This window comes from Alkalihalobacillus bogoriensis ATCC BAA-922, from assembly GCF_000621445.1.
In the GTDB taxonomy this organism is placed as follows: domain Bacteria; phylum Bacillota; class Bacilli; order Bacillales; family Bacillaceae_F; genus Bacillus_AO; species Bacillus_AO bogoriense.
Genome location: NZ_KK211277.1, coordinates 247,996 through 268,543 on the forward strand (window position 1 = coordinate 247,996; position 20,548 = coordinate 268,543).

Here is a 20,548-nt window from a genome sequence, read left to right on the forward strand (position 1 = left end):
GTCTCCCCCTTAAGCGTTACGTACTTTTCCGTTTTTATATTCTTCAATCATACGAATAAATTTATCAAATAAATGGTTAGAATCTTCTGGGCCAGGTGATGCTTCTGGATGGTACTGAACACTAAACACAGGATGATCTATATGAGCAACCCCTTCTACCGTGCCGTCATTAACTGATACATGAGTCACTTTTAAACGAGTATTTTCAAGTGACTTCGGGTCAATCGTAAACCCATGATTTTGAGAGGTAATATCAATTTTTCCTGTTTCAAGTTCTTTTACTGGGTGGTTCGAACCACGGTGACCGAATTTCATTTTTTCTGATTTCCCACCACATGCAAGTGAGATTAATTGATGACCTAAACAAATGCCGAAAATCGGAACTTTACCGATTAATCCTTTAATTAATTCAATACCTTCTTCAACATCAGCAGGGTCTCCAGGGCCGTTTGATAACATAATTCCATCTGGATTTAACCGAAGGACTTCTTCTATTGATGCATTAAAAGGAACAACGATAACATCACAATCATAATGAATTAAGTTTCTAAGAATGCCGTGTTTGGCGCCAAAGTCAACGAGGACAACACGGTACCCTCTTCCTGGTGCATGGTACGGGTCTTTTGTTGACACACGAGCGACTTGGTTTATTTCTAATGGTTTTTCTCGTAATTGTGTAACTACCTCATCAACATTTGCTTCCATATTACAAAGCTTTCCTTTTAACGTTCCATGTTTTCGAATTAACCTAGTTAATTTTCTCGTATCAATGCCCTCTAATCCTGGAATTCCTTTAAAAGCAAGAAGGTCATGTAATGTTTCTTCGCTACGATAATTACTAGGGTACTCTGCCACTTCTTTTACAATCAAACCGTGGATAGCAGGTTCAATCGATTCAAAATCATCACGGTTGACTCCATAATTCCCTATAAGAGGGTAAGTTAACGTTACAATTTGCCCGCAATATGATGGGTCTGAAAGGATTTCTTGATATCCTGTCATCCCTGTATTAAAAACGACTTCCCCATCATTTTCGATTTCACTTCCAAATGCTCTTCCAACAAACACCGTTCCATCTTCTAAAATTAATTGTCTTTTCATCGTTATTCCCCCTTCTGCCAAACAAGCTTGCCTTCTACAAACGTATATGTTGGCCATCCTTTACATGTCCAGCCTGCAAATGGTGTGTTTTTCCCTTTTGATGCGAAATTGTCAGGATTGATTTTTTCTTCATGATGTAAATCAATGACGGTTATATCGGCCAAAGCCCCTTCCTCTAATGTTCCATATGGAAGTTGAAATGCAGATGCAGGCTTATTCGTTAGCCAATCGACAAGTTGCTTTAATGTCATCGTCCCCTTTTCTACTAAGTACGTATACATAAGTGGAAATGCGGTTTCTAACCCTACAATGCCAAATGGAGCTTTCTGCATTCCTGCCTCTTTTTCTTCTTTTGCATGTGGAGCATGGTCTGTAGCAATAAAATCAATTGTTCCATCTAATAATCCTTCAATTAACGCTGTTTTATCTTCCGCTCCTCGTAGTGGAGGATTCATTTTATAATTGGGGTCAAGCCCTGGGATATCTTCATCACATAATAAAAGATGGTGTGGCGTAACTTCAGCTGTAACATGAATACCCGCTTTTTTTGCATCACGGACAACACGAACCGATTCTTTCGTACTAATATGACACACATGATAATGGGCATTTGCTGCTTCTGCTAACAGGACATCACGGGCAATATGAACCGATTCACAGACAGAAGGAATTCCATTGATTCCGTGCTTTTCTGAAAATTTTCCTTCGTGGACCGAACCTTGATTGATAAGTGTATTCTCTTCACAATGAGCGACAATCGCCATATTTTGTTTTGCCGCTTCTTTCATCGCTGCTAACATCATACTTGCATCTTGGACGCCAACACCATCATCAGTAAAGGCAAAAGCGCCTGCTTGTTTTAATTGAGCAAAATCGGTTAACTCTTTACCTAATTGACGAGTAGTAATTGCTGCATATGGTAATACACGTACTTTTGCCGTTTCTTTAATTCGTTGTTGAACCCAATCCATTTGTTCTTTTGTATCTGGCACTGGACGTGTGTTTGGCATTGGGGCAACCGTTGTAAATCCACCTCTTGCCGCCGCCTCTGAACCGGTTTGAATTGTTTCTTTATGCTCACCACCAGGTTCCCGGAAATGAACGTGTAGATCTAGCATTCCTGGAATGACCAATTGATTGGACACATCGATAACTGTTTCTCCGTTTAGATTTTCTGCTATTTTTATAATTTTTCCATTTTCAATCAAAATATCTTTTTGAACTAAATTCCCATTTTCATCTAGTAACTGACCATTTTTCACTACTGTGTTCATCGTATTCCCCCTCCAGATTGTTCAATGGCTCTTTTTAATACAGCCATTCTTACAGCAACTCCATTTGTCATTTGCTTAAATATTCTAGAACGTGGACATTCCACTAGCTCACTTGCAATCTCAACGCCACGGTTAATCGGGGCTGGATGCATGATAATGCTGTTTGTTTTCATTCTCTGTTCCCGTCCTAACGTTAATCCAAACTGATCATGATAGTCATTTTGTTCTGTTACCATTTTCACCGCATGACGCTCGTGTTGAATGCGTAACATCATCATCACATCAGCCATTTCAACAGCATCATCAATATCGATATATTGACCATACGGGATAGAATCATCAATCCATTGTTTCGGTCCTGAAAACCAAACACTGGCTCCAAGACGATGGAGTACTTCTGCATTTGAACGAGCTACTCTACTATGTCTAATGTCCCCAACAATGACCACCTTCAAGCCGTCAAATGAGCCAAATTCTTGTTTAATCGTTAATAAATCAAGCAATGACTGTGTCGGATGGTGACCACAACCATCTCCTCCATTTATTATGGGAATTGATATCGTTCCAATTAATTCGTTAAAATACTCATCTCGTTCATGGCGAATCACAACGACATTTGTACCAATGGCTTCGAGTGTTTTCACCGTATCATATAAAGTTTCTCCTTTAATGACACTGGATGAATCAGCTTCAAAATTTAATACTTGTAAACCTAGTTTCTTTTCGGCCACTTCAAAGCTAAATTTCGTTCGAGTACTCGGTTCAAAAAACAAATTTGAAACAAATGTTTCGCGATTCGGTTGCCACCTATCTCCATTTAAAAACTGTTGTGCTTGCTCTAATATTTGATGAATTTCATCTGTTCCAAGTAATGGCATCGTTAATATGTTCATTGTTTTTCCTCCCCTATTTAGCCTATAAAAAACACCCTAAAAGACATTTTAGGGTGCAGAAAAGTAGGAAGAGATGTGAAATTCCGATCTCCTTCTTCTTTTTCACCCTTTTAAGTCTCTCGTACTTAGTTAAAGGATGTGGATTATACAGTTTCTTTTGTTTCTTCGATTTCTTCAAACATCGGTGTTTTTCCATAACTATCTTCTTTACCAGGTAACACTAAGTGTAAAATTACCCCGATAATCGCCGCTAATGCCATACCAGCAATTTGTACGTCTGCATTCACTTGGATAAACGCTCCACCAATTCCTAGTACTAAAATAACGGAAGAAATGATTAGATTTCGTTTTACCCCTAAGTTAATCTTGTTGTCAATTAACATGCGAAGACCTGATGACGCGATAACCCCGAACAGAAGAATTGAAATCCCACCCATGACTGGAGAAGGAATTGTGCCGACAAAAGCAGCAAATTTGCCTACGAAAGCTAACACGACAGCAATGACCGCAGCTCCACCGATTACAAATACACTAAACACTCTAGTAATCGCAACGACACCGATATTTTCTCCATAAGTTGTATTCGGTGGCCCACCGATTAAAGAAGCAATAATTGTTGCTACCCCATCTCCTAAAATGGAACGGTGAAGACCTGGTTTTTTTATAAAGTTTTTTCCAACCACTTTACTTAACACCATTTGGTCTCCGATATGTTCAGAAATCGTCACAATGGCGATAGGGACCATAACCCAAGCAATTTGCCATGAAAAAGAAGGAGTATATGTGACAAACGGGACGATAAAGTCAGGCATTGCAAACCAATTCGCTGCTCGAACAGAAGAAAAATCAACTAACCCTTGCGTTAATGCGAATAAATACCCTCCAACAATACCAAACATAAACGGAATCAGTCCGAAAAATCCTTTAAAAAACATCGCTGAAATGACAGTAATTACTAATGTGACAAGTGCAACCATTAAATATGTACCATTGTATACAGATACAGATTCTGTGATTTGTTCAATAGGTCCATTATATTGTTCAGTCTCTCCTGTAAACCCTTCTAATGCTTCATCTTGTAAAACATACCTTGATTCTTCTACTGTTTCATACATCGCCATATCAATGGCCACCCCAGCTAATCCAAGTCCGATGACCATAATAACTGGACCAACTACGATTGGCGGTAATATTTTCATTAACCAACGAACTCCACTTGCTTTAATGAAGAGTGCAACTACCCCATAGACTATTCCCGCTAAGAAACTTCCAATCATCGCTCCTTCTGGCCCACCAATCGTAATTGCCGTAATGATTGGTGCTATAAAGGCAAACGAAGATCCTAAATATGCTGGTACTTGTCCTCTTGTTATTAGTAGATAAGCTAGCGTACCGAGACCACTTGATACTAAGGCAACAGCTGGACTTAACCCAACAATAACCGGTACTAAAACCGTTGCACCAAACATCGCAAATAAATGTTGCAAACTAAAAATAAGCCATTTATCAAACCTTGGTATTTCGTGGATACCAACATCTTTTTTTTCTACCATTTTTCTTCCCCCTCAACAAGGCCGATATGTAATTAGTGTTCTCGTATAATAAAACGTTATACTCTTTGCTCAATACTGACTTCATCAATATCATCGACTTCTTTTAATTTCGCGACGATTTTTTCACTTTTCGAAGTGGGTACATTTTTCCCTACATAATCTGGGCGAATCGGTAATTCACGATGGCCCCTATCAACTAAGACAGCTAATTGAATTTGAGCAGGTCGCCCCATGTCGATTAAAGCATCTAAAGCTGCTCTTACCGTTCGTCCTGTATAAAGGACATCGTCAACTAAAATGACTTTTTGATTTGTGACCGGAGGAATGGAGGTCCCTTTTAAAATAGGTTCTTTCGTTTTCGTTTTCACTGTTAAATCGTCACGATATAACGTAATATCGATTTCTCCAACTGGAATAGACTCTCCTTCAATCTCCAATATCCTTTCTGCTAATCGCTCCGCAAAATAAATACCTCTCGTGCGGATTCCAACGAGAACACACTCATTTATTCCCTTGTTTTTTTCAATAATTTCATGGGCAATTCGAGTCGTTGCCCGACGAATGGCTTCTTCGTCAAGAATAATCCGTGCCACTTTTGTTCACCTCCATTTTTTCACATGAAGCGTTTTTTCTTTCTTATCTTTCAAAAAAACCTCTCATCTTGTAGGATGAGAGGTTTTGTAAGCATAAAGAACTAAGATATAGGCAGATTTCACCTAGATCTCATTATTCCGCTTCCTTCTCAGCCTCACAGGACTGTAGTTAAAGGACTATATTCTATTAATGATTATTATTCCAAAGTTCGACATAAAAGTCAACTATAAAGAAGATATTCGTAATTGTTCTAATAGTTGATCCATATCATCGGGAATCGGGGCTTGAAATTCTAATTGTTCACCTGTTCTAGGATGTGTGAACCCTAATATTTCAGCATGGAGGGCTTGACCTTCAATGTCTAATGTTTTTTTCGGTCCATATTTTGGGTCACCAGCTAATGGATAACCGATATATTTCAGATGAACTCTTATTTGGTGTGTTCTTCCTGTTTCTAATTGACACTGAACAAAAGTAAAGTTTGTGAATCTTTCTAAAACATTAAAATGTGTCACTGCATCTCTTCCATTTTCATCGGTAACCGTCATACTTTGGCGGTCTTGTTTGTCACGACCAATTGGTGCATCTACTGTGCCATGGTCATGGGCAATGACACCGTGCACAATCGCTTTATAAATCCGCTTTGTCGTTTTCGCTTTTAATTGTTCGACTAAAGATTCATGGGCACGGTCATTTTTGGCAACCATGAGCAGCCCTGAAGTATCTTTATCAATACGGTGAACAATTCCTGGTCGGATGACACCATTAATCCCAGATAAATCTTTGCAATGGTACATTAAGCCGTTAACAAGTGTTCCTGAATAATGTCCAGGAGCAGGATGAACAACCATTCCTCTTGGCTTATTCACGACGACAACATCTTCATCTTCATACACAATATCTAAATCCATTTTTTCTGGGACTACTTCTAACACTTCTGGATCTGGGATGGTTAGCACTATTTGGTCATGAAGTTGCATTTTATAATTACTTTTTACGTGTACACCATTTACAGTTAGATGACCATTCTTAACCCATTGTTGCACTTGACTTCTAGACCAATCCTCATTAAATGACGTAATCACTTTATCAATTCTTTCGTTTTTTTCTTGTTCTGTTATTGTCCACTGAAGCTCTTCCATTAACGATTCTCCTTTGTTTTCCTTTCATCGTATATCAATTTAATCATCATTAATCCAACGCCAACCACTAAAGCGGAATCAGCGACATTAAAAATGGGGAAATTGTACGTGAAAATAAATGTATCAATAAAGTCGACCACTTCACCACGGAATACACGGTCGATAAAATTCCCAATGGCTCCTCCTAGCATTAAGGCTAGTGATATGCCAAAGAGCATGCTTTTTTTTCCCTCTTTTTCTATGTAGTATATTAGAAAACCGACAACGATAACCGTCACAATATAAAAAAACCACATTTTTCCTTCTAATATCCCAAAAGCTGCACCTTTATTTCGGTGTGACGTAAAATAAAGGACATTTTCAATTAAAGGAATTCTTTGACCGATCTCCATTGAAGTAACAACAATCCACTTTGTTAATTGATCAAGCAAAATAATAACTACCGCAATGACATAATAAATCAATGTATTTAGCCTCCACTCATTCTACTCATACGATAGCATTTTAGCATAAAAAGGGGGATGTGTCCTCCCCCTACTTCTCATTTAAATATTGGTCGTAATGAATATTTCTCTGGAAATGAACCGAGTCATCACCTTTATATCCTTCAATATCAGTGGATACAAACGCTTCGATCTCCTCTACATATCCGATTAACTCCCCTGTTTCATCAAGTGAGGAATCTTCAAATATCATCCCGTTTGCATTAAATCTTGCTACAGCTTGCCAAGCATCTTCGGCATCAAATTGCATATTTTCATTTTCTTCGTCGCCATCAAAATTAAACTTATCAAAGTTTCCTAATACCTCTTCTTCAACAGGCCGATTATGACTTAATTCTCCTTTAGAGTGCTCAATAACCGTTCTCGCTGTTGGATTTGCAATAAGTCTTTCAGCCGGTATTTGTTTTCCTGTTACTTCACAAATTCCATATGTTCCTTTTTCCATTTTATCCAATGAATATTGAATATCTTCGAGTTCTCTTTTTAAGTTTTCTCGGAGGGCGATATCCTTTTCACGTTCATATAAATCTGTTGCAGTATCGGCGGGATGATTATCATATTGGGATATTTCACCTGTAGATAAGGCAATGTTTAGTTCTAACCCAAAATGTTCTGTTTCATCTAATCGAGCTTCCACTCTTTGTTTACGTTGAACTAAATCCTGTTTAATCGCTTCATACTGTTGGTTCATCTAATCCCTCCATTCCCATCATTGAGTGCTCATAACAACTCGTTTTTATTTTATCCGATACACGTTTCATTAGCCTACACAAGTTTTGACAAGCATTTAAAAAAAACGTTATACACAAGAAAAGATGCCCTATACAGAGGACATCTTTTTCTTTTACTCTTTAGCTATAATGATTTGTTACAATCTCAGCACAAGAAGGGCATAATGTCGGGTGTTCTTCGTTTTGACCAATTTCTGTTGAAACTATCCAACAACGTTCACACGTTTCCCCTGCTGCTTTTTCAACAATAACTGTGATGTCATCAAAGCTAGTCGCATCTTCTGGTGCTTCTTCTTTTAGACCTGCAATAATTACCTTCGATACAATAAATAATTTGTGTAAACTTGAAATCCCTTCAAGTAACGCTTTTGTTTGTTCGTTCGGATATAACGTGAGTTGAGCGGTTAGCGATTTTCCAATTGTCTTTTCATTTCTTGCTGTTTCTAACGCTTTTAACACATCATTCCGTATATCCATAACTTGGTCCCACTTTGCAATTAAAGTCGATGCTTCTACAAACTCTTTTGCTTCTGGCATATCAGTTAATTGAACACTTTCTTCTGTTACAGCTGGAATGAACTTCCAAACTTCATCTGCTGTATGTGGCAAAATAGGTGTAACCAATTTCGTTAACGAAACTAAAATTTCATACATTACCGTTTGAATCGAACGACGGTCGTGATGATCTGCATGCTCAATATATAATGTATCTTTCGCAATATCCATATAAAACGAACTTAATTCGATCGAACAGAAATTATGAACCGTATGGAAGACCGTTGAAAATTGATATTGATCATACGCTGTTTTTGCTTTTCCAATCACTTCATGAAGTTTAATCATCATATATTTATCCAGTTCTGGTAATGAATCATATTCCACAGTATGAACAGCAGGATCAAAATCAGCCAAGTTACCAAGCAAGAAACGGAATGTGTTCCGAATTTTTCGGTATACTTCTGATACTTGCTTTAAGATTTTATCTGATACACGCACATCTGCTTGATAATCTACAGAGGCGACCCATAAGCGTAAAATATCAGCACCTAACTGCTTCATAACATCGTTAGGGACAACAACATTCCCAATCGACTTACTCATCTTTCTTCCTTCACCATCTAAAGCAAATCCGTGACTTAACACACCTTTGTACGGAGCTTTTCCACTAACCGCAACACTTGTAGATAATGAAGAGTTAAACCATCCACGGTATTGGTCTGACCCTTCTAAATATAAATCAGCCGGACGCTGTAAATCATCACGCTCCACTAATACAGCTTGGTGTGATGAACCAGAATCAAACCATACATCCATAATATCCATTTCTCTTGTAAATTCACCATTCGGACTATGCTCTGACGTAAAGCCCTTTGGAAGTAAATCTTTTGTCTCCCATTCAAACCAAATATTTGAACCGTGCTCTCTAAATAACTGTGATACATGGTCAATCGTTTCATCATTCACAATCGGCTCCCCATTTTCACCATAAAAAATCGGAATAGGAACTCCCCATGCACGCTGCCTAGAAATACACCAATCCCCACGGTCTCTTACCATGTTAAATAGTCTTGTTTCACCCCATGTTGGAATCCAGTTTACTTCTTGAATCGCTTCAAGTAATTCTTTTCTAAAATCTTTAATCGATGCAAACCATTGTGCTGTCGCTCGGAAGATAACTGGCTTTTTGGTGCGCCAATCATGAGGATAAGAATGTGTAATAAATGATAATTTTAAAAGCGCACCCGCTTCATCTAATTTTTCTGTAATTGGTTTATTCGCTGTATCATAAAACAACCCTTCAAAACCTGGAGCTTCATCTGTAAATACACCCTTATCATCGACAGGACATAATACATCTAATCCATATTTTTGGCCAACAATATAATCATCTTCCCCATGTCCTGGCGCTGTATGCACACAACCTGTTCCTGCATCTAATGTTACATGCTCCCCACACATTACTAAGGATTCACGACCATATAAAGGATGAACAGCAATTATATTCTCTAATTGCGCCCCTTTTACAGTTCTGAGGACTTCATACTCTTCCCATTCTAATGTTGTCACTAATGATTCTAATAATCCAGTCGCCACAACAAATTTATTTGTATTCACTTTCACAACACTATATTCTAATTCAGGGTGAACTGTAATTCCTAAGTTAGCAGGAATCGTCCACGGTGTTGTTGTCCAAATGACGATTTTTTCATCTTGCTCTAAAACGCCTTTTCCATCTTTAACTCCAAATGCAACATAAATCGATGCTGAACGTTTATCATGATATTCGATTTCTGCTTCAGCTAAAGCAGATTCAGAAGATGGAGACCAGTATACTGGTTTTAATCCTTTATAAATATAGCCTTTTTTCGCCATTTCACCGAATACTTTAATTTGTTGTGCTTCATATTCCTTATCAAGAGTAACGTAAGGGTTTTCCCAATCGCCACGAACCCCTAAACGTTTAAATTGTTCTCGTTGACGATTAACTTGTTCCCTTGCGTATTCTTCACACAATTTACGGAACTCGGCTACACTTAGCGCTTTTCGGTTAACTTTCCCATTTTTCGTTAACGCTGTTTCAATCGGTAAACCATGTGTATCCCATCCCGGAACATATGGGGCTTGAAAACCACTCATTGATTTATAGCGTACAATAAAATCTTTTAAAACTTTATTTAACGCATGGCCCATATGGATATCTCCATTCGCATACGGGGGACCGTCATGCAAAACAAATAATGGTCTTCCTTCTGTTCGTTCTTGAACTTGTTTATATATATTTTTTTCTTCCCACTCTTTTTGAAGATCCGGTTCACGATTTGGTAAATTACCGCGCATCGGAAATTCTGTTTTTGGCATTAAAAGCGTATCTTTGTACTCCATCACAAAATGGCCTCCCTTATTTTTTCAATACAAAAAACCTTCCCCCCCAAACTAGGGACGAGAAGGTTACCCGTGGTACCACCCTATTGAATAAAACAATTTGTTCTATCCACTCTACATTCATAACGCGAACAAACGCTATAGCCTACTAGATAAAAATCGTTCGGTATAGAACTTAAGGGTGATTTTCGCTTTATTTCTTTAACTAGGCTCTCACCATTCCTAGCTCGCTTTGTAAAGAATAACAAAGGTACTCTCCCTGTCATAGTCATTTTCATTTAAGTTGTGTGTTGAAATTATATGAAAAATGAAAGCAAACGTCAAGAACATCTTCAATTTTAACGAGAAAAATTTAAATTGAGTCTGCCCTAGTCACGTGTTTCTTGTTCATATCCTTCTTCAGTGTGACTCGCAACATCATCCCAATCATCAGACTGAAGCATTTCTAACTGAGCTTCAACTAACATTTTAAAACGAATACGATAAACAGAAGCTTGTTTCTTCAATTCTTCTGTTTCAATCATAATTTTTCTTGATTTCGATAGGGCATCGTTAATTATGCGATCTGCATTTTTTTCTGCCTCTTTTACGATGAGCTGTGCTTCTTTTTGCGCATTTCGACGAACTTCTTCTGCTGATTCTTGAGCAACTAATATCGATTTATTTAACGTTTGTTCAATATTGTTAAAATGTTCGAGTCTTGTTTCTAGGTCTTCTACTTTTTCAAATAGGTCTTTTTTCTCACGAAGTACTGCTTCATAATCTTTAATGATCTGGTCAAGGAATTCATTAACCTCATCTTCATCATATCCACGAAATCCTCGTGTAAATTCCTTATTGTGAATGTCAAGGGGTGTTAAAGGCACACACTCCACCTCCATCTGTTAGTATAAACAATTTCGATAAATAACAATATTCGACAAAGACTTCCTATTTCCTGCAAATTAAATCGAATATTATTTTAATTTTCCATATAGAATTCGCCATTTATCTTTTTTTGTTTTACCTTCAATTGAAATTAATTTACTTCTTCCATGGCCACGCATAGATATATGGTCCCCCTGTTGTAATTGAAAAGCAGATTGTTCAACGATTTTCCAATTGACTTTCACTAATCCCCGTTCTATATATGGAATCGTTTTTGCCCGTGAAAGTCGATAAATTTCTGATAAAACAACATCTAATCGTAAAGATGAAAATGTTCCAACCTGCTCTTCCCAACTCTCTATATGTTTAATTTGCTCAGAATTTGGAATTCGATTCAATTCAATGGAAGCTCGTCCAATCGTATGTAGATTAGCTTCGATAAAATCAGCCGTTTCTTGTTGTGTGATAATTTGAACGCGATTTTCTTCAAACAAAATATCTCCAAACTTTTCTCGTTTCATACCTAAGGACATAAGCGAACCTAATACATCTCGATGCTCAATTGTCACGAATTTTTGAGGGTACTCAAGCTCAAACGTTACAATATTAAATTCTTCTTCTTCATCACTTTCATCGTAGGGAGGAAGTAGAAGTGCCCGTTTTCGCTCAGAATGAGTACTGCCTCCCCAAAAGGAGAGGCGAACGTCGTCTTGTTTACCGATGAGCATTGACATGATTTCTTGTTCACGAGGATCTAAAAAATCAGTTAATTTTCTCCGATATTGTTGTTCAGCATCCGCTTTCCAATCCAGCACTTTATCAACAAAAGCCCTTTCATCTTCACGGAAATGTTGATAGATTGTCGTCATTGTCTCACCTATTACTCATTAAAATATGGCCGCAACACCCATTCTTGCAAAATGAAGAGCAAAAATTGCAACGATTGGTGAAATATCAATCATCCCTAATGGAGGAATAATTTTGCGGAATGGAGCTAAATATGGTTCAACAATGGAACCTAAAAATTGCCCAATACTCGATTCTCTTGCATTTGGAAACCAAGACATTAAAATATATGCAATTATCGCATAAGAATAAAGCGTTAATAGTAAAAGCAATAAATTACCAATACCTGCCATCTAATTCACCACCCTTTATGCATCAAAACGGTCTTCAAACATCTCTGTAATTGTTCCGGATACATCTACATTATCTGGTGTACATAAAAAGATGTTTGCTCCTAATTTTTGAATATCTCCTCCTATAGCATACACTGTTCCGCTTAAAAAATCGACTATTCGCTTTGCTTGTTCGTGTGAAATTCGCTGTAAATTAATAATCACGGCTTTTCGGTTTTTTAAATGGTCTGCGATATCCTGTGCCTCATCATATGTTCTTGGCTCGTGCAAAATCACTTTTGCCGTTTGTTGAATGCTTTGTAATGAAACTACATTTTGCCCTTTTGAGCGCCGTCTTCCTTCTGTTGATTCTTCTTGAGCTGCGGCCGCTTCATCAATATATTCTTCAATTTCAGTTACATCATCTTCTAACTCAAAAAATCGCTTAAACTTCGATTTCATTCCCATTTTTGTTCCTCCTATCTATCCTTTTGTTTTGAACCGACTAACAATGTACCAATTCTTACAAATGTTGCCCCTTCTTCTATTGCAACTTCAAAGTCATTTGACATCCCCATCGATAATTCATCACATGGAGCATACGGCAATTGTAATGCTTGTACACTTTCTTTTAATTCACGCAAACGTCGGAAAATCGGACGCGTTTCTTCTGGATCATCGACAAACGGGGCCATGGTCATTAACCCGACAACTCGTATTGAAGGATATTTTTCAAGCAACTTTATAAAAGGAATCACTTGTTTTTCATTAAGTCCTGACTTTGATTGTTCCTGAGATATATTGACTTGCACAAAACAATGAAGCAAACGGCCATTAGACCTTTTTTCAATTTCCTCAGCTAATGACTCTCGGTCAAGCGAATGAAGAAAGTCAAATTTTCCTATCATCTTTTTTACTTTTTTTGTTTGAATTGAACCGATGAAATGCCATATTCCACGTGTTTGAAATGCTTCTCTTTTTTCAACGCCACCTTCAACTCGATTTTCACCAATATGAATAATGCCGGCATCTAGTGCTTCTTTCGTCCGCTTTTCATCCACATATTTTGTAACAGCTATTATATTTACATCGTGTCGATTTCGGTTTGACTTTTGGCATGCAGCTTGGATTTTTTCTTCAACATTGGCTAAATTTTGTTGAACCGTCAACGCATCACACACTCCTTCTTCCGATAAAACTCATCATTCTTCCTGTTTTTCCTTTTTCTTTTCGATGAGAAAAGAAGAGTTCAAGATTACTCGCAGTACAATACGAACTTTTCCTAATATTCCCAGAAGGGATGCCAGCCTTTTCTAAAAGCGTCCGATTTATTTGTTGTAAGTCTAATAAAAACTTATTATCACTCACAACAGTAAAATGTGAATCACAGACCTTCTTCACTTCATCAATCACCTTTTGGTCAACTTCATATTGTTCTTTACCGATTGCTGGACCAATCACACAATGAATATCTTCCAATGGGACTCCTTCTTTTTTCACCCATAGGTCAATCATCTTCGGACCAATGGCTCCTACTGTACCTCGCCACCCTGCATGTGCAAGGCCAATATAATTTGTTTTCGGCGAGCTAAAATACAAAGGTACACAGTCCGCATAAAGACTTGTGAGAAGAATATCAGGCTCATTTGTATATAAGGCATCTACACCTTTAATGGCATTCTCAACTTGCATTGCGCCACTTCCTGTATCCTTGATAGTGACCTTTTTGATTTGTGCCCCATGAACTTGTTCTCCTACAATCCATGATTGAAGAGGAAATCCAATTTTTGAAGCAATATTTTCTCGATTTTTCTTAACTGCAATTTCATCATCCTGTACGTGTAATCCCATATTTAAGCTTGTATAGGGCGGAAGACTCACTCCGCCATTTCTTGTCGTAAATCCAGCAACGATAGAATGATCACCTTTTAAAAAAGGGATATGAAAATATTCTTTTTCCTGTAAAATAAATGGTTCTATACTCACAAATGGTCACATCCCATTATTCCTTTGTTTGACAAAAAAATTGAATTTCTTTCATTTTAGCATATTTTTCTACAGGCAAGAAATGACTTTCTTATTTTTTCTTTGTTTCTTTATGGGATTTGTGCTTGATAATCATCTGGTAATTGTACCAAAATAACATCTGATCCAATTTTTACTATATTACTCCAAGGAATGACCATTTCCGCCTCTTTCTGAAAAAAACTCATCATTCTACCTGTTCCACCTATTATGAGCGCATCAATACGACCTGTTGATAAATTAATATCCAAATCACCTAAATGACCAAGCCGTTTTCCATTATCAATATTTACAATGTCTTTCGTTTGCAAATCTGAAATTTTCATCATAGGTCAACACCTCACCTTTCCTTGCCAACTTGTTACTACAATATATGCGGCTCGTTTTTTTTCTATACCCTTTTCTGTCCATTAGAAAAAGCTGACTGCTTATGCAGTCAGCTTATCAATTAACTTTTGGCATGCTTATTCATTTGTTGGATCGCCGCTTTTTCTAACCTAGACACTTGAGCTTGAGAGATCCCGATCTCATCAGCTACTTCCATTTGTGTTTTGCCTTGGAAAAAGCGCATATTAAGTATCATTTTTTCACGGTCATTTAATCTTACCATTGCCTCCCTAAGGGCAATTTCTTCTACCCAATTTACATCTTTGTTTTTCTCATCACTAATTTGGTCCATAACATAAATCGGGTCACCGCCATCATTATAAATCGGTTCAAACAAAGAGACTGGATCTTGAATTGCATCTAACGCAAAAACAACGTCTTCTTTTGGCACATCAAGCACTTTTGAAATTTCAACAACTGTTGGTTCCCGCTCGCGGTTCTTTTGAGCCATAAGCTGGTCACGCACCTGTAATGCTTTATACGCGATATCTCGGAGAGAACGTGATACCCTGATAGGGTTATTATCGCGTAAGTAGCGACGAATTTCCCCAATTATCATAGGAACAGCATAAGTAGAAAATTTTACATTTTGACTTAAATCAAAATTATCAATCGATTTCATTAACCCTATGCAACCGACTTGAAATAAATCATCCACATACTCACCGCGGTTATTAAAGCGCTGGATTACACTTAATACTAAACGGAGATTTCCATTTACTAATGTTTCTCTTGCGCTAATGTCACCACTTTGAAGCTTTTCAAACAGTTCTCTCATTTCCGCATTTTTCAATACAGGTAACTTTGATGTGTCAACTCCACAAATTTCAACTTTATTTCGAGTCAATTTCTTCCCTCCTAACAGGAGATGATGTACAAGTAAAGTATCTCCTTAGCAGGGAAAAATATGCATGGTGGATTTTGCTTTTGGTATAACAAAAAACGTCTAAGAATACATAAAATAAGGACGGAAAGCTATTTAAAATTTTTTTGTCATACCATTTTGTTGAACTCTTTTCGTAATCTTTTAATTATTCTCTTTTCTAATCTTGAAATATATGATTGCGATATGCCTAACATATCCGCCACATCTTTCTGTGTTTTTTCTTCTCCTCCAGCTAGTCCGAATCGAAGTTCCATAATTTGTTTTTCGCGGTCATTTAATGTATACAACGCTTTTACTAACAATTTTCTATCGACACGCTCCTCAATTCCCTTTGTAATAATATCTTCTTCCGTACCTAGTACATCTGAAAGCAAAAGTTCATTTCCATCCCAATCAATGTTTAATGGTTCATCGAATGAAACTTCTGAACGGATTTTATTATTCCTCCGTAAATACATTAATATTTCGTTTTCAATACATCTTGAAGCATATGTAGCTAATTTAATTTTTTTCTCTGGATTAAACGTATTGACAGCTTTAATTAATCCTATTGTGCCAATGCTGATTAAATCCTCAATATTAATGCCTGTATTTTCAAATTTTCTTGCAATATATACGACTAACCTCAAGTTTCTTTCAATTAACATAGACCGAGCAACTTTATCTCCTGTTGGCAATTTTTTTAGTAGGTGGGCTTCTTCTTCTTTTGTTAACGGTGGAGGAAGGGCTTCACTTCCTCCTATATAGTAGATTTCATCCGATTTAATTCCTAATCGAACTAATAATCTTTGCCACGCTAATGTAAGTTTCAATTTCAACATGAACAATGCCTCCTCAATGATTTAAACATCATGCTAATTTTTTCCCCGTATTCGTTATTAGAAGTTTTGGGTGGACAATACATTGATACTCCCCGTCATTCGCCAAGTTAGAAGCATTAATTCCAACTAGCACCTTTTTAATTTGATGTTCTTGTTCATGATGTTTAATTTTAACGTAGTCTGGTTTTAGAGCAATTAAAAATTGTTGATCATGTCCTACTACTCGATATGGAATAATTCGCATTCTTTCGGCAAAAGGATGTTCTAAATCCGTAGAAATTGAATCAACTGATGTTAAGGCTTTAATTTGTTCCTCGGATAATAGATGTTGTAATGCCGTTGATTCCAAAATCATAACAGGGGCCCTGGTAATCGGGTCATGAAGTTGATTGCCACTATCAATCAATCCCTTTACTTCCACCGTTTCTTCATTGATTGTGATCACTACTTCAGCTAATTGGTCATAATGAACTTGTTTAACTTCCACTTGTTGCAATTGAGATTTGGAAAAATACCATACAAGTGGAAATCCAATTAATACAAATAACCAACTAAACGTACTTCCATAGCCCGATGTTTTTGAGATGACAACACCTTCTAGTATCTCTACTTCCGTTTGCCAAAAATAATGAAGGGCGAAGAGTCCACCTCCTGTCATAAACGTTACAAAGTAAAACATACATAAATTCTGCAGAAAAAAAGCGAACCTCCTAAAGCCGAAAGCAATGAAGACAATCCCCATAGAGAATAAAAATTTCATCCACGGTTGATAAAACAACCAAGCAATCGGTGTAAACAACAATAAGACAATCGAAGAAGCGACCATTCCTGCTAGTATCATTCTCCAATGAGTGACATTTCGTTTTAATGCTAAGGCGGTAATATAAAGTAGTAATAGATCAATACATAAGTTCAAAAACCATATAACATCTAAATAAATGGTCATGACGAAGCCTCTCAACTTTAATTTGAAACAAGTATATATCACATTCTATTTCTATGTCTGTCATTTCATGACGATAGATTCGTTGTTATTTTGTGAGATTTTCACCAACTGTGTCAAAGAAAAACGGGGAATTTCACTAATTTCTTAACTTGACTCAGCAAACACCTATTGAATCAATCATTTCGAAAAACGACAAAAATAGCACACTCTAAAAAAAAAATCATAAAAAAAAATGTAAGCACATATAATGTACTTACATTTCGTGTATTACTCGATTATTTTGGTCGTCTTCTTCGATTTCTAAGGAATGTAGGGATGTCCAATGTGTCCATTTGTTCACCTGACGATTGTTGCTGTGAAGATTGAAATCTTGGCTCCTGTGATACTTTCTCCTCTTTTTGAACTTGTTGATTTACTTTTTGAGCCGGACGTTGCAGTTGAGCTGGATTTGAAGCATCTATTTCTTCAAACCCTGTCGCAATGACCGTAACGACAATTTCATCTTTTAAATTTTCATTAATAACGGAACCAAAAATCATATTTACTTCTGGGTCAGAGGCAGCAGATACAATCTCAGCGGCTTCATGAACTTCATATAAGCTTAAGTTTGTTCCACCTGTAATGTTCATTAGCACACCTTGTGCACCATCAACAGACGTTTCAAGTAATGGACTTGAGATTGCTTTTTTTGCCGCTTCAGCAGCGCGATTTTCACCAGTTGCAATACCGATCCCCATTAAGGCAGACCCTTTGTCACTCATAATTGTTTTTACATCAGCAAAGTCAAGGTTAATTAAACCTGGTACAGCAATTAAGTCAGATATCCCTTGTACCCCTTGACGTAACACATTGTCCGCTTCTCTAAACGCCTCTAACATTGGTGTGTTTTTGTCGACAATTTCAAGTAGGCGATCATTAGGGATTACAATTAATGTATCCACTTTTTCTTTTAAAGAACTTATTCCTAAAGCGGCTTGACCTGACCGTTTTCGACCTTCAAACGTAAATGGTCGTGTAACAACGCCGACTGTTAAAGCTCCCATTTCCTTTGCAATTTGTGCAATGACTGGAGCAGCCCCCGTACCAGTTCCACCACCCATACCCGCAGTGATAAATACCATATCTGCACCTGCAAGAGCCTCTTCAATTTGTTCTTTACTTTCCTCAGCTGCTTTTTTCCCAATTTCAGGATTCGCACCTGCTCCTAATCCTCGAGTCAGTTTTCCACCAAGCTGGAGCTTTGTTTCTGCTTTGGAAAGATGCAATGCTTGTGCATCAGTATTTACTGCAATAAAATCTACGCCTTGTAAGCCGTTTTCAATCATACGATTAACAGCATTACTTCCGCCTCCGCCAACTCCAATAACCTTTATTGTAGCTAGCTGATCCATATCCATTTCAAACTCTAACATGTAAGGTCCCCCTAATCCATCGTGTATGCCGTATTCTGGAATATATACAATCACTCAAAAAATACTTTAAATAAATTTTTCACTTTCTTTTTTACTCCATTATCACCATTCGATTTTTGGACAGGTTTTTCCTTCTTCTTTCCTGTCTTTTCTTCTTGTTCAATTGATGATACGGAAGCAGCTACTTCTTTTCCGACAATTTTAACATTTCGGTAGGCAAATTGAATTAACCCGATACTCGTCGTATATTGTGATTCTCGTACTCCAATATAATCTGGAGTGGCTACACGAACATTGTTTTTTAAGATTTCCCTAGCTAATTCTAATACCCCTGGCATCATAACCGTTCCACCAGTTAGAACAAATCCACCTGCAAGCTCACGATAACCTAAACGTCTGATTTCTTGATTAACTAAATCAAACATTTCTTCCATCCTTGGCTCAATAATATGGGCGAGCTCAAACTGTGAATATTCATCCTGGGTGTTACTTCCAATGACTGTCACTTTAAAAATATCATCTTCTGATGCTTCATCCAAATAAGCATGTCCATGTTTTTTCTTGATTCGTTCAGCTTCATCCGTTGATGTGCGTAAGCCGACAGCAATATCATTTGTAATATGGTCACCACCAACTGGAATTACTGTTGTTGAATGAAGTGTTCCTTGATCAAAAATGGAAATCGTTATCGAACCACCACCGATGTCAATTAATCCAACACCGAGATTTTTTTCGTCTTTTGAAATCGCGACAGAACCTGTAGCTAAAGGTTGAAAACAAATATCTGCGATTTCTAAGCCGGCTTTTTCAATGCATCGATATAAATTTTGTAGGACCGTACTAGAACCAGTAATAATAGTCCCTTCCATTTCTAAACGAACACCGATCATTCCTCTTGGATCGGTTATTTCATCTAACCCATCCAAAATAAACTGCCTTGGGATAACGTCAATTATTTCTCTTTCAGGTGGGATCGATAATACTTGTGAAGCATCAATGACTCTAGCAATATCATTATCACCAATTTCACGGTCATCGCTTACGACTCCAACAACACCGTGACAAGGTTGCAGCTGAATGTGGTTTCCATTCACCCCAACAATCACTTGATTTATTGATAATCCAACCATTCTCTCTGCTTGTTCAACTGCTCGTTTAATCGAATGAACAGTTTCATCAATATCGACAATGGCTCCTTTTTTTATTCCAGTTGAACTTGTATTTCCTACACCAATAATATTTAAATTGCCACTGGCCATTTCACCAATGATAATTCGGACATTGGATGTACCGATGTCTAAACTTACATAAATCTCATTGTTGTTCATCTCTGGCACCTCCTTCTTCTATATGTGTTGTATGCTATAGTTTAGGGACATTTTTTTACATAATAGGATTATATTCAACATAAA

21 protein-coding genes and 1 other annotated feature are annotated in these 20,548 nt (G+C 37.3%); all 21 genes read right to left on the reverse strand.

Features of this window, described 5'->3' with window-relative positions; all coding sequences use genetic code 11:
* Nucleotides 1–9 precede the first annotated feature (9 nt).
* The 21 genes from T323_RS0117005 to ftsA all read right to left on the reverse strand — a co-directional run bounded on the left by T323_RS0117005 (nucleotide 10) and on the right by ftsA (nucleotide 20,464).
* Nucleotides 10–1,101, reverse strand: a complete 1,092-nt coding sequence (locus T323_RS0117005; protein ID WP_026674347.1) for a carbamoyl phosphate synthase small subunit — start codon at nucleotides 1,099–1,101, stop codon at nucleotides 10–12.
* A 2-nt stretch (nucleotides 1,102–1,103) separates the two neighbouring features.
* A complete protein-coding gene (gene pyrC, locus T323_RS0117010) occupies nucleotides 1,104–2,375 on the reverse strand; it encodes a dihydroorotase (RefSeq protein ID WP_026674348.1) in 1,272 nt (423 codons plus the stop codon).
* Nucleotides 2,372–3,268 (reverse strand): aspartate carbamoyltransferase catalytic subunit, encoded by an 897-nt coding sequence (locus T323_RS0117015; protein ID WP_026674349.1) that lies wholly within the window; start codon nucleotides 3,266–3,268, stop codon nucleotides 2,372–2,374. The genes pyrC and T323_RS0117015 overlap by 4 nt, the downstream gene beginning before the upstream one ends.
* Nucleotides 3,269–3,411: 143 nt before the next feature.
* Nucleotides 3,412–4,821: a solute carrier family 23 protein gene (locus T323_RS0117020; RefSeq protein WP_026674350.1), complete on the reverse strand. Its 1,410-nt coding sequence runs from the start codon at nucleotides 4,819–4,821 to the stop codon at nucleotides 3,412–3,414.
* Nucleotides 4,822–4,877: 56 nt separating this feature from the next.
* Nucleotides 4,878–5,414: a bifunctional pyr operon transcriptional regulator/uracil phosphoribosyltransferase PyrR gene (gene pyrR / locus T323_RS0117025; protein ID WP_026674351.1), complete on the reverse strand. Its 537-nt coding sequence runs from the start codon at nucleotides 5,412–5,414 to the stop codon at nucleotides 4,878–4,880.
* A 225-nt stretch (nucleotides 5,415–5,639) separates the two neighbouring features.
* Nucleotides 5,640–6,557 (reverse strand): RluA family pseudouridine synthase, encoded by a 918-nt coding sequence (locus tag T323_RS0117030; protein ID WP_026674352.1) that lies wholly within the window; start codon nucleotides 6,555–6,557, stop codon nucleotides 5,640–5,642.
* A complete protein-coding gene (lspA, locus tag T323_RS0117035) occupies nucleotides 6,557–7,021 on the reverse strand; it encodes a signal peptidase II (protein WP_026674353.1) in 465 nt (154 codons plus the stop codon). The genes T323_RS0117030 and lspA overlap by 1 nt, the downstream gene beginning before the upstream one ends.
* 70 nt (nucleotides 7,022–7,091) lie before the next feature.
* Nucleotides 7,092–7,751, reverse strand: a complete 660-nt coding sequence (locus T323_RS0117040; protein WP_026674354.1) for a TraR/DksA C4-type zinc finger protein — start codon at nucleotides 7,749–7,751, stop codon at nucleotides 7,092–7,094.
* 160 nt (nucleotides 7,752–7,911) lie between these two features.
* Nucleotides 7,912–10,674, reverse strand: coding sequence for an isoleucine--tRNA ligase (ileS, locus tag T323_RS0117045; protein WP_026674355.1), 2,763 nt, complete (start codon nucleotides 10,672–10,674; stop codon nucleotides 7,912–7,914).
* Between the two features lie 50 nt (nucleotides 10,675–10,724).
* Nucleotides 10,725–10,949, reverse strand: a binding site (T-box leader).
* A 93-nt stretch (nucleotides 10,950–11,042) separates the two neighbouring features.
* The gene (locus T323_RS0117050) at nucleotides 11,043–11,540 is read right to left on the reverse strand and encodes a DivIVA domain-containing protein (RefSeq protein WP_026674356.1); all 498 of its coding nucleotides are present in this window, start codon (nucleotides 11,538–11,540) and stop codon (nucleotides 11,043–11,045) included.
* 90 nt (nucleotides 11,541–11,630) lie between these two features.
* Complete coding sequence (locus tag T323_RS0117055; protein WP_026674357.1) at nucleotides 11,631–12,410, reverse strand: YlmH family RNA-binding protein; 780 nt, start codon at nucleotides 12,408–12,410, stop codon at nucleotides 11,631–11,633.
* A gap of 18 nt (nucleotides 12,411–12,428) precedes the next feature.
* Nucleotides 12,429–12,680 carry a YggT family protein gene (locus T323_RS0117060; protein WP_026674358.1) on the reverse strand — a complete coding sequence of 84 codons (252 nt, stop codon included), beginning with the start codon at nucleotides 12,678–12,680 and terminating at the stop codon, nucleotides 12,429–12,431.
* A 15-nt stretch (nucleotides 12,681–12,695) separates the two neighbouring features.
* On the reverse strand, nucleotides 12,696–13,127 hold the full coding sequence (locus T323_RS0117065; RefSeq protein WP_026674359.1) for a cell division protein SepF: 432 nt from the start codon (nucleotides 13,125–13,127) through the stop codon (nucleotides 12,696–12,698).
* An 11-nt stretch (nucleotides 13,128–13,138) separates the two neighbouring features.
* Nucleotides 13,139–13,828, reverse strand: coding sequence for a YggS family pyridoxal phosphate-dependent enzyme (locus tag T323_RS0117070; protein ID WP_026674360.1), 690 nt, complete (start codon nucleotides 13,826–13,828; stop codon nucleotides 13,139–13,141).
* Between the two features lie 4 nt (nucleotides 13,829–13,832).
* A complete protein-coding gene (gene pgeF / locus T323_RS0117075; RefSeq protein WP_245613743.1) occupies nucleotides 13,833–14,645 on the reverse strand; it encodes a peptidoglycan editing factor PgeF in 813 nt (270 codons plus the stop codon).
* Nucleotides 14,646–14,755: 110 nt separating this feature from the next.
* Nucleotides 14,756–15,013 carry a YlmC/YmxH family sporulation protein gene (locus tag T323_RS0117080; protein WP_026674362.1) on the reverse strand — a complete coding sequence of 86 codons (258 nt, stop codon included), beginning with the start codon at nucleotides 15,011–15,013 and terminating at the stop codon, nucleotides 14,756–14,758.
* Between the two features lie 119 nt (nucleotides 15,014–15,132).
* Nucleotides 15,133–15,918: an RNA polymerase sporulation sigma factor SigG gene (gene sigG / locus T323_RS0117085; RefSeq protein WP_026674363.1), complete on the reverse strand. Its 786-nt coding sequence runs from the start codon at nucleotides 15,916–15,918 to the stop codon at nucleotides 15,133–15,135.
* 146 nt (nucleotides 15,919–16,064) lie between these two features.
* The gene (gene sigE, locus T323_RS0117090; protein ID WP_026674364.1) at nucleotides 16,065–16,778 is read right to left on the reverse strand and encodes an RNA polymerase sporulation sigma factor SigE; all 714 of its coding nucleotides are present in this window, start codon (nucleotides 16,776–16,778) and stop codon (nucleotides 16,065–16,067) included.
* Nucleotides 16,779–16,806: 28 nt separating this feature from the next.
* Entirely contained in the window at nucleotides 16,807–17,724 is a 918-nt protein-coding gene (gene spoIIGA, locus T323_RS0117095; RefSeq protein WP_026674365.1) for a sigma-E processing peptidase SpoIIGA, read from the reverse strand.
* 275 nt (nucleotides 17,725–17,999) lie between these two features.
* Entirely contained in the window at nucleotides 18,000–19,136 is a 1,137-nt protein-coding gene (ftsZ, locus tag T323_RS0117100; RefSeq protein ID WP_026674366.1) for a cell division protein FtsZ, read from the reverse strand.
* Between the two features lie 50 nt (nucleotides 19,137–19,186).
* Nucleotides 19,187–20,464, reverse strand: coding sequence for a cell division protein FtsA (gene ftsA / locus T323_RS0117105; protein WP_026674367.1), 1,278 nt, complete (start codon nucleotides 20,462–20,464; stop codon nucleotides 19,187–19,189).
* Between the last annotated feature and the right edge of the window lie 84 nt (nucleotides 20,465–20,548).

What these genes read in the sequence shown, in the direction of transcription:
- T323_RS0117055 (WP_026674357.1), bottom strand. Translation starts at nt 12,410, where the DNA reads ATGACGACAATCTATCAACATTTCCGTGAAGATGAAAGGGCTTTTGTT.
- T323_RS0117040 (WP_026674354.1), bottom strand. Translation starts at nt 7,751, where the DNA reads ATGAACCAACAGTATGAAGCGATTAAACAGGATTTAGTTCAACGTAAA.
- T323_RS0117005 (WP_026674347.1), bottom strand. Translation starts at nt 1,101, where the DNA reads ATGAAAAGACAATTAATTTTAGAAGATGGAACGGTGTTTGTTGGAAGA.
- sigE (WP_026674364.1), bottom strand. Translation starts at nt 16,778, where the DNA reads ATGTTGAAATTGAAACTTACATTAGCGTGGCAAAGATTATTAGTTCGA.
- pyrC (WP_026674348.1), bottom strand. Translation starts at nt 2,375, where the DNA reads ATGAACACAGTAGTGAAAAATGGTCAGTTACTAGATGAAAATGGGAAT.
- ileS (WP_026674355.1), bottom strand. Translation starts at nt 10,674, where the DNA reads ATGGAGTACAAAGATACGCTTTTAATGCCAAAAACAGAATTTCCGATG.
- T323_RS0117020 (WP_026674350.1), bottom strand. Translation starts at nt 4,821, where the DNA reads ATGGTAGAAAAAAAAGATGTTGGTATCCACGAAATACCAAGGTTTGAT.
- ftsA (WP_026674367.1), bottom strand. Translation starts at nt 20,464, where the DNA reads ATGAACAACAATGAGATTTATGTAAGTTTAGACATCGGTACATCCAAT.
- T323_RS0117030 (WP_026674352.1), bottom strand. Translation starts at nt 6,557, where the DNA reads ATGGAAGAGCTTCAGTGGACAATAACAGAACAAGAAAAAAACGAAAGA.
- spoIIGA (WP_026674365.1), bottom strand. Translation starts at nt 17,724, where the DNA reads ATGACCATTTATTTAGATGTTATATGGTTTTTGAACTTATGTATTGAT.
- T323_RS0117080 (WP_026674362.1), bottom strand. Translation starts at nt 15,013, where the DNA reads ATGATGAAAATTTCAGATTTGCAAACGAAAGACATTGTAAATATTGAT.
- T323_RS0117060 (WP_026674358.1), bottom strand. Translation starts at nt 12,680, where the DNA reads ATGGCAGGTATTGGTAATTTATTGCTTTTACTATTAACGCTTTATTCT.
- T323_RS0117065 (WP_026674359.1), bottom strand. Translation starts at nt 13,127, where the DNA reads ATGGGAATGAAATCGAAGTTTAAGCGATTTTTTGAGTTAGAAGATGAT.
- ftsZ (WP_026674366.1), bottom strand. Translation starts at nt 19,136, where the DNA reads ATGTTAGAGTTTGAAATGGATATGGATCAGCTAGCTACAATAAAGGTT.
- T323_RS0117015 (WP_026674349.1), bottom strand. Translation starts at nt 3,268, where the DNA reads ATGAACATATTAACGATGCCATTACTTGGAACAGATGAAATTCATCAA.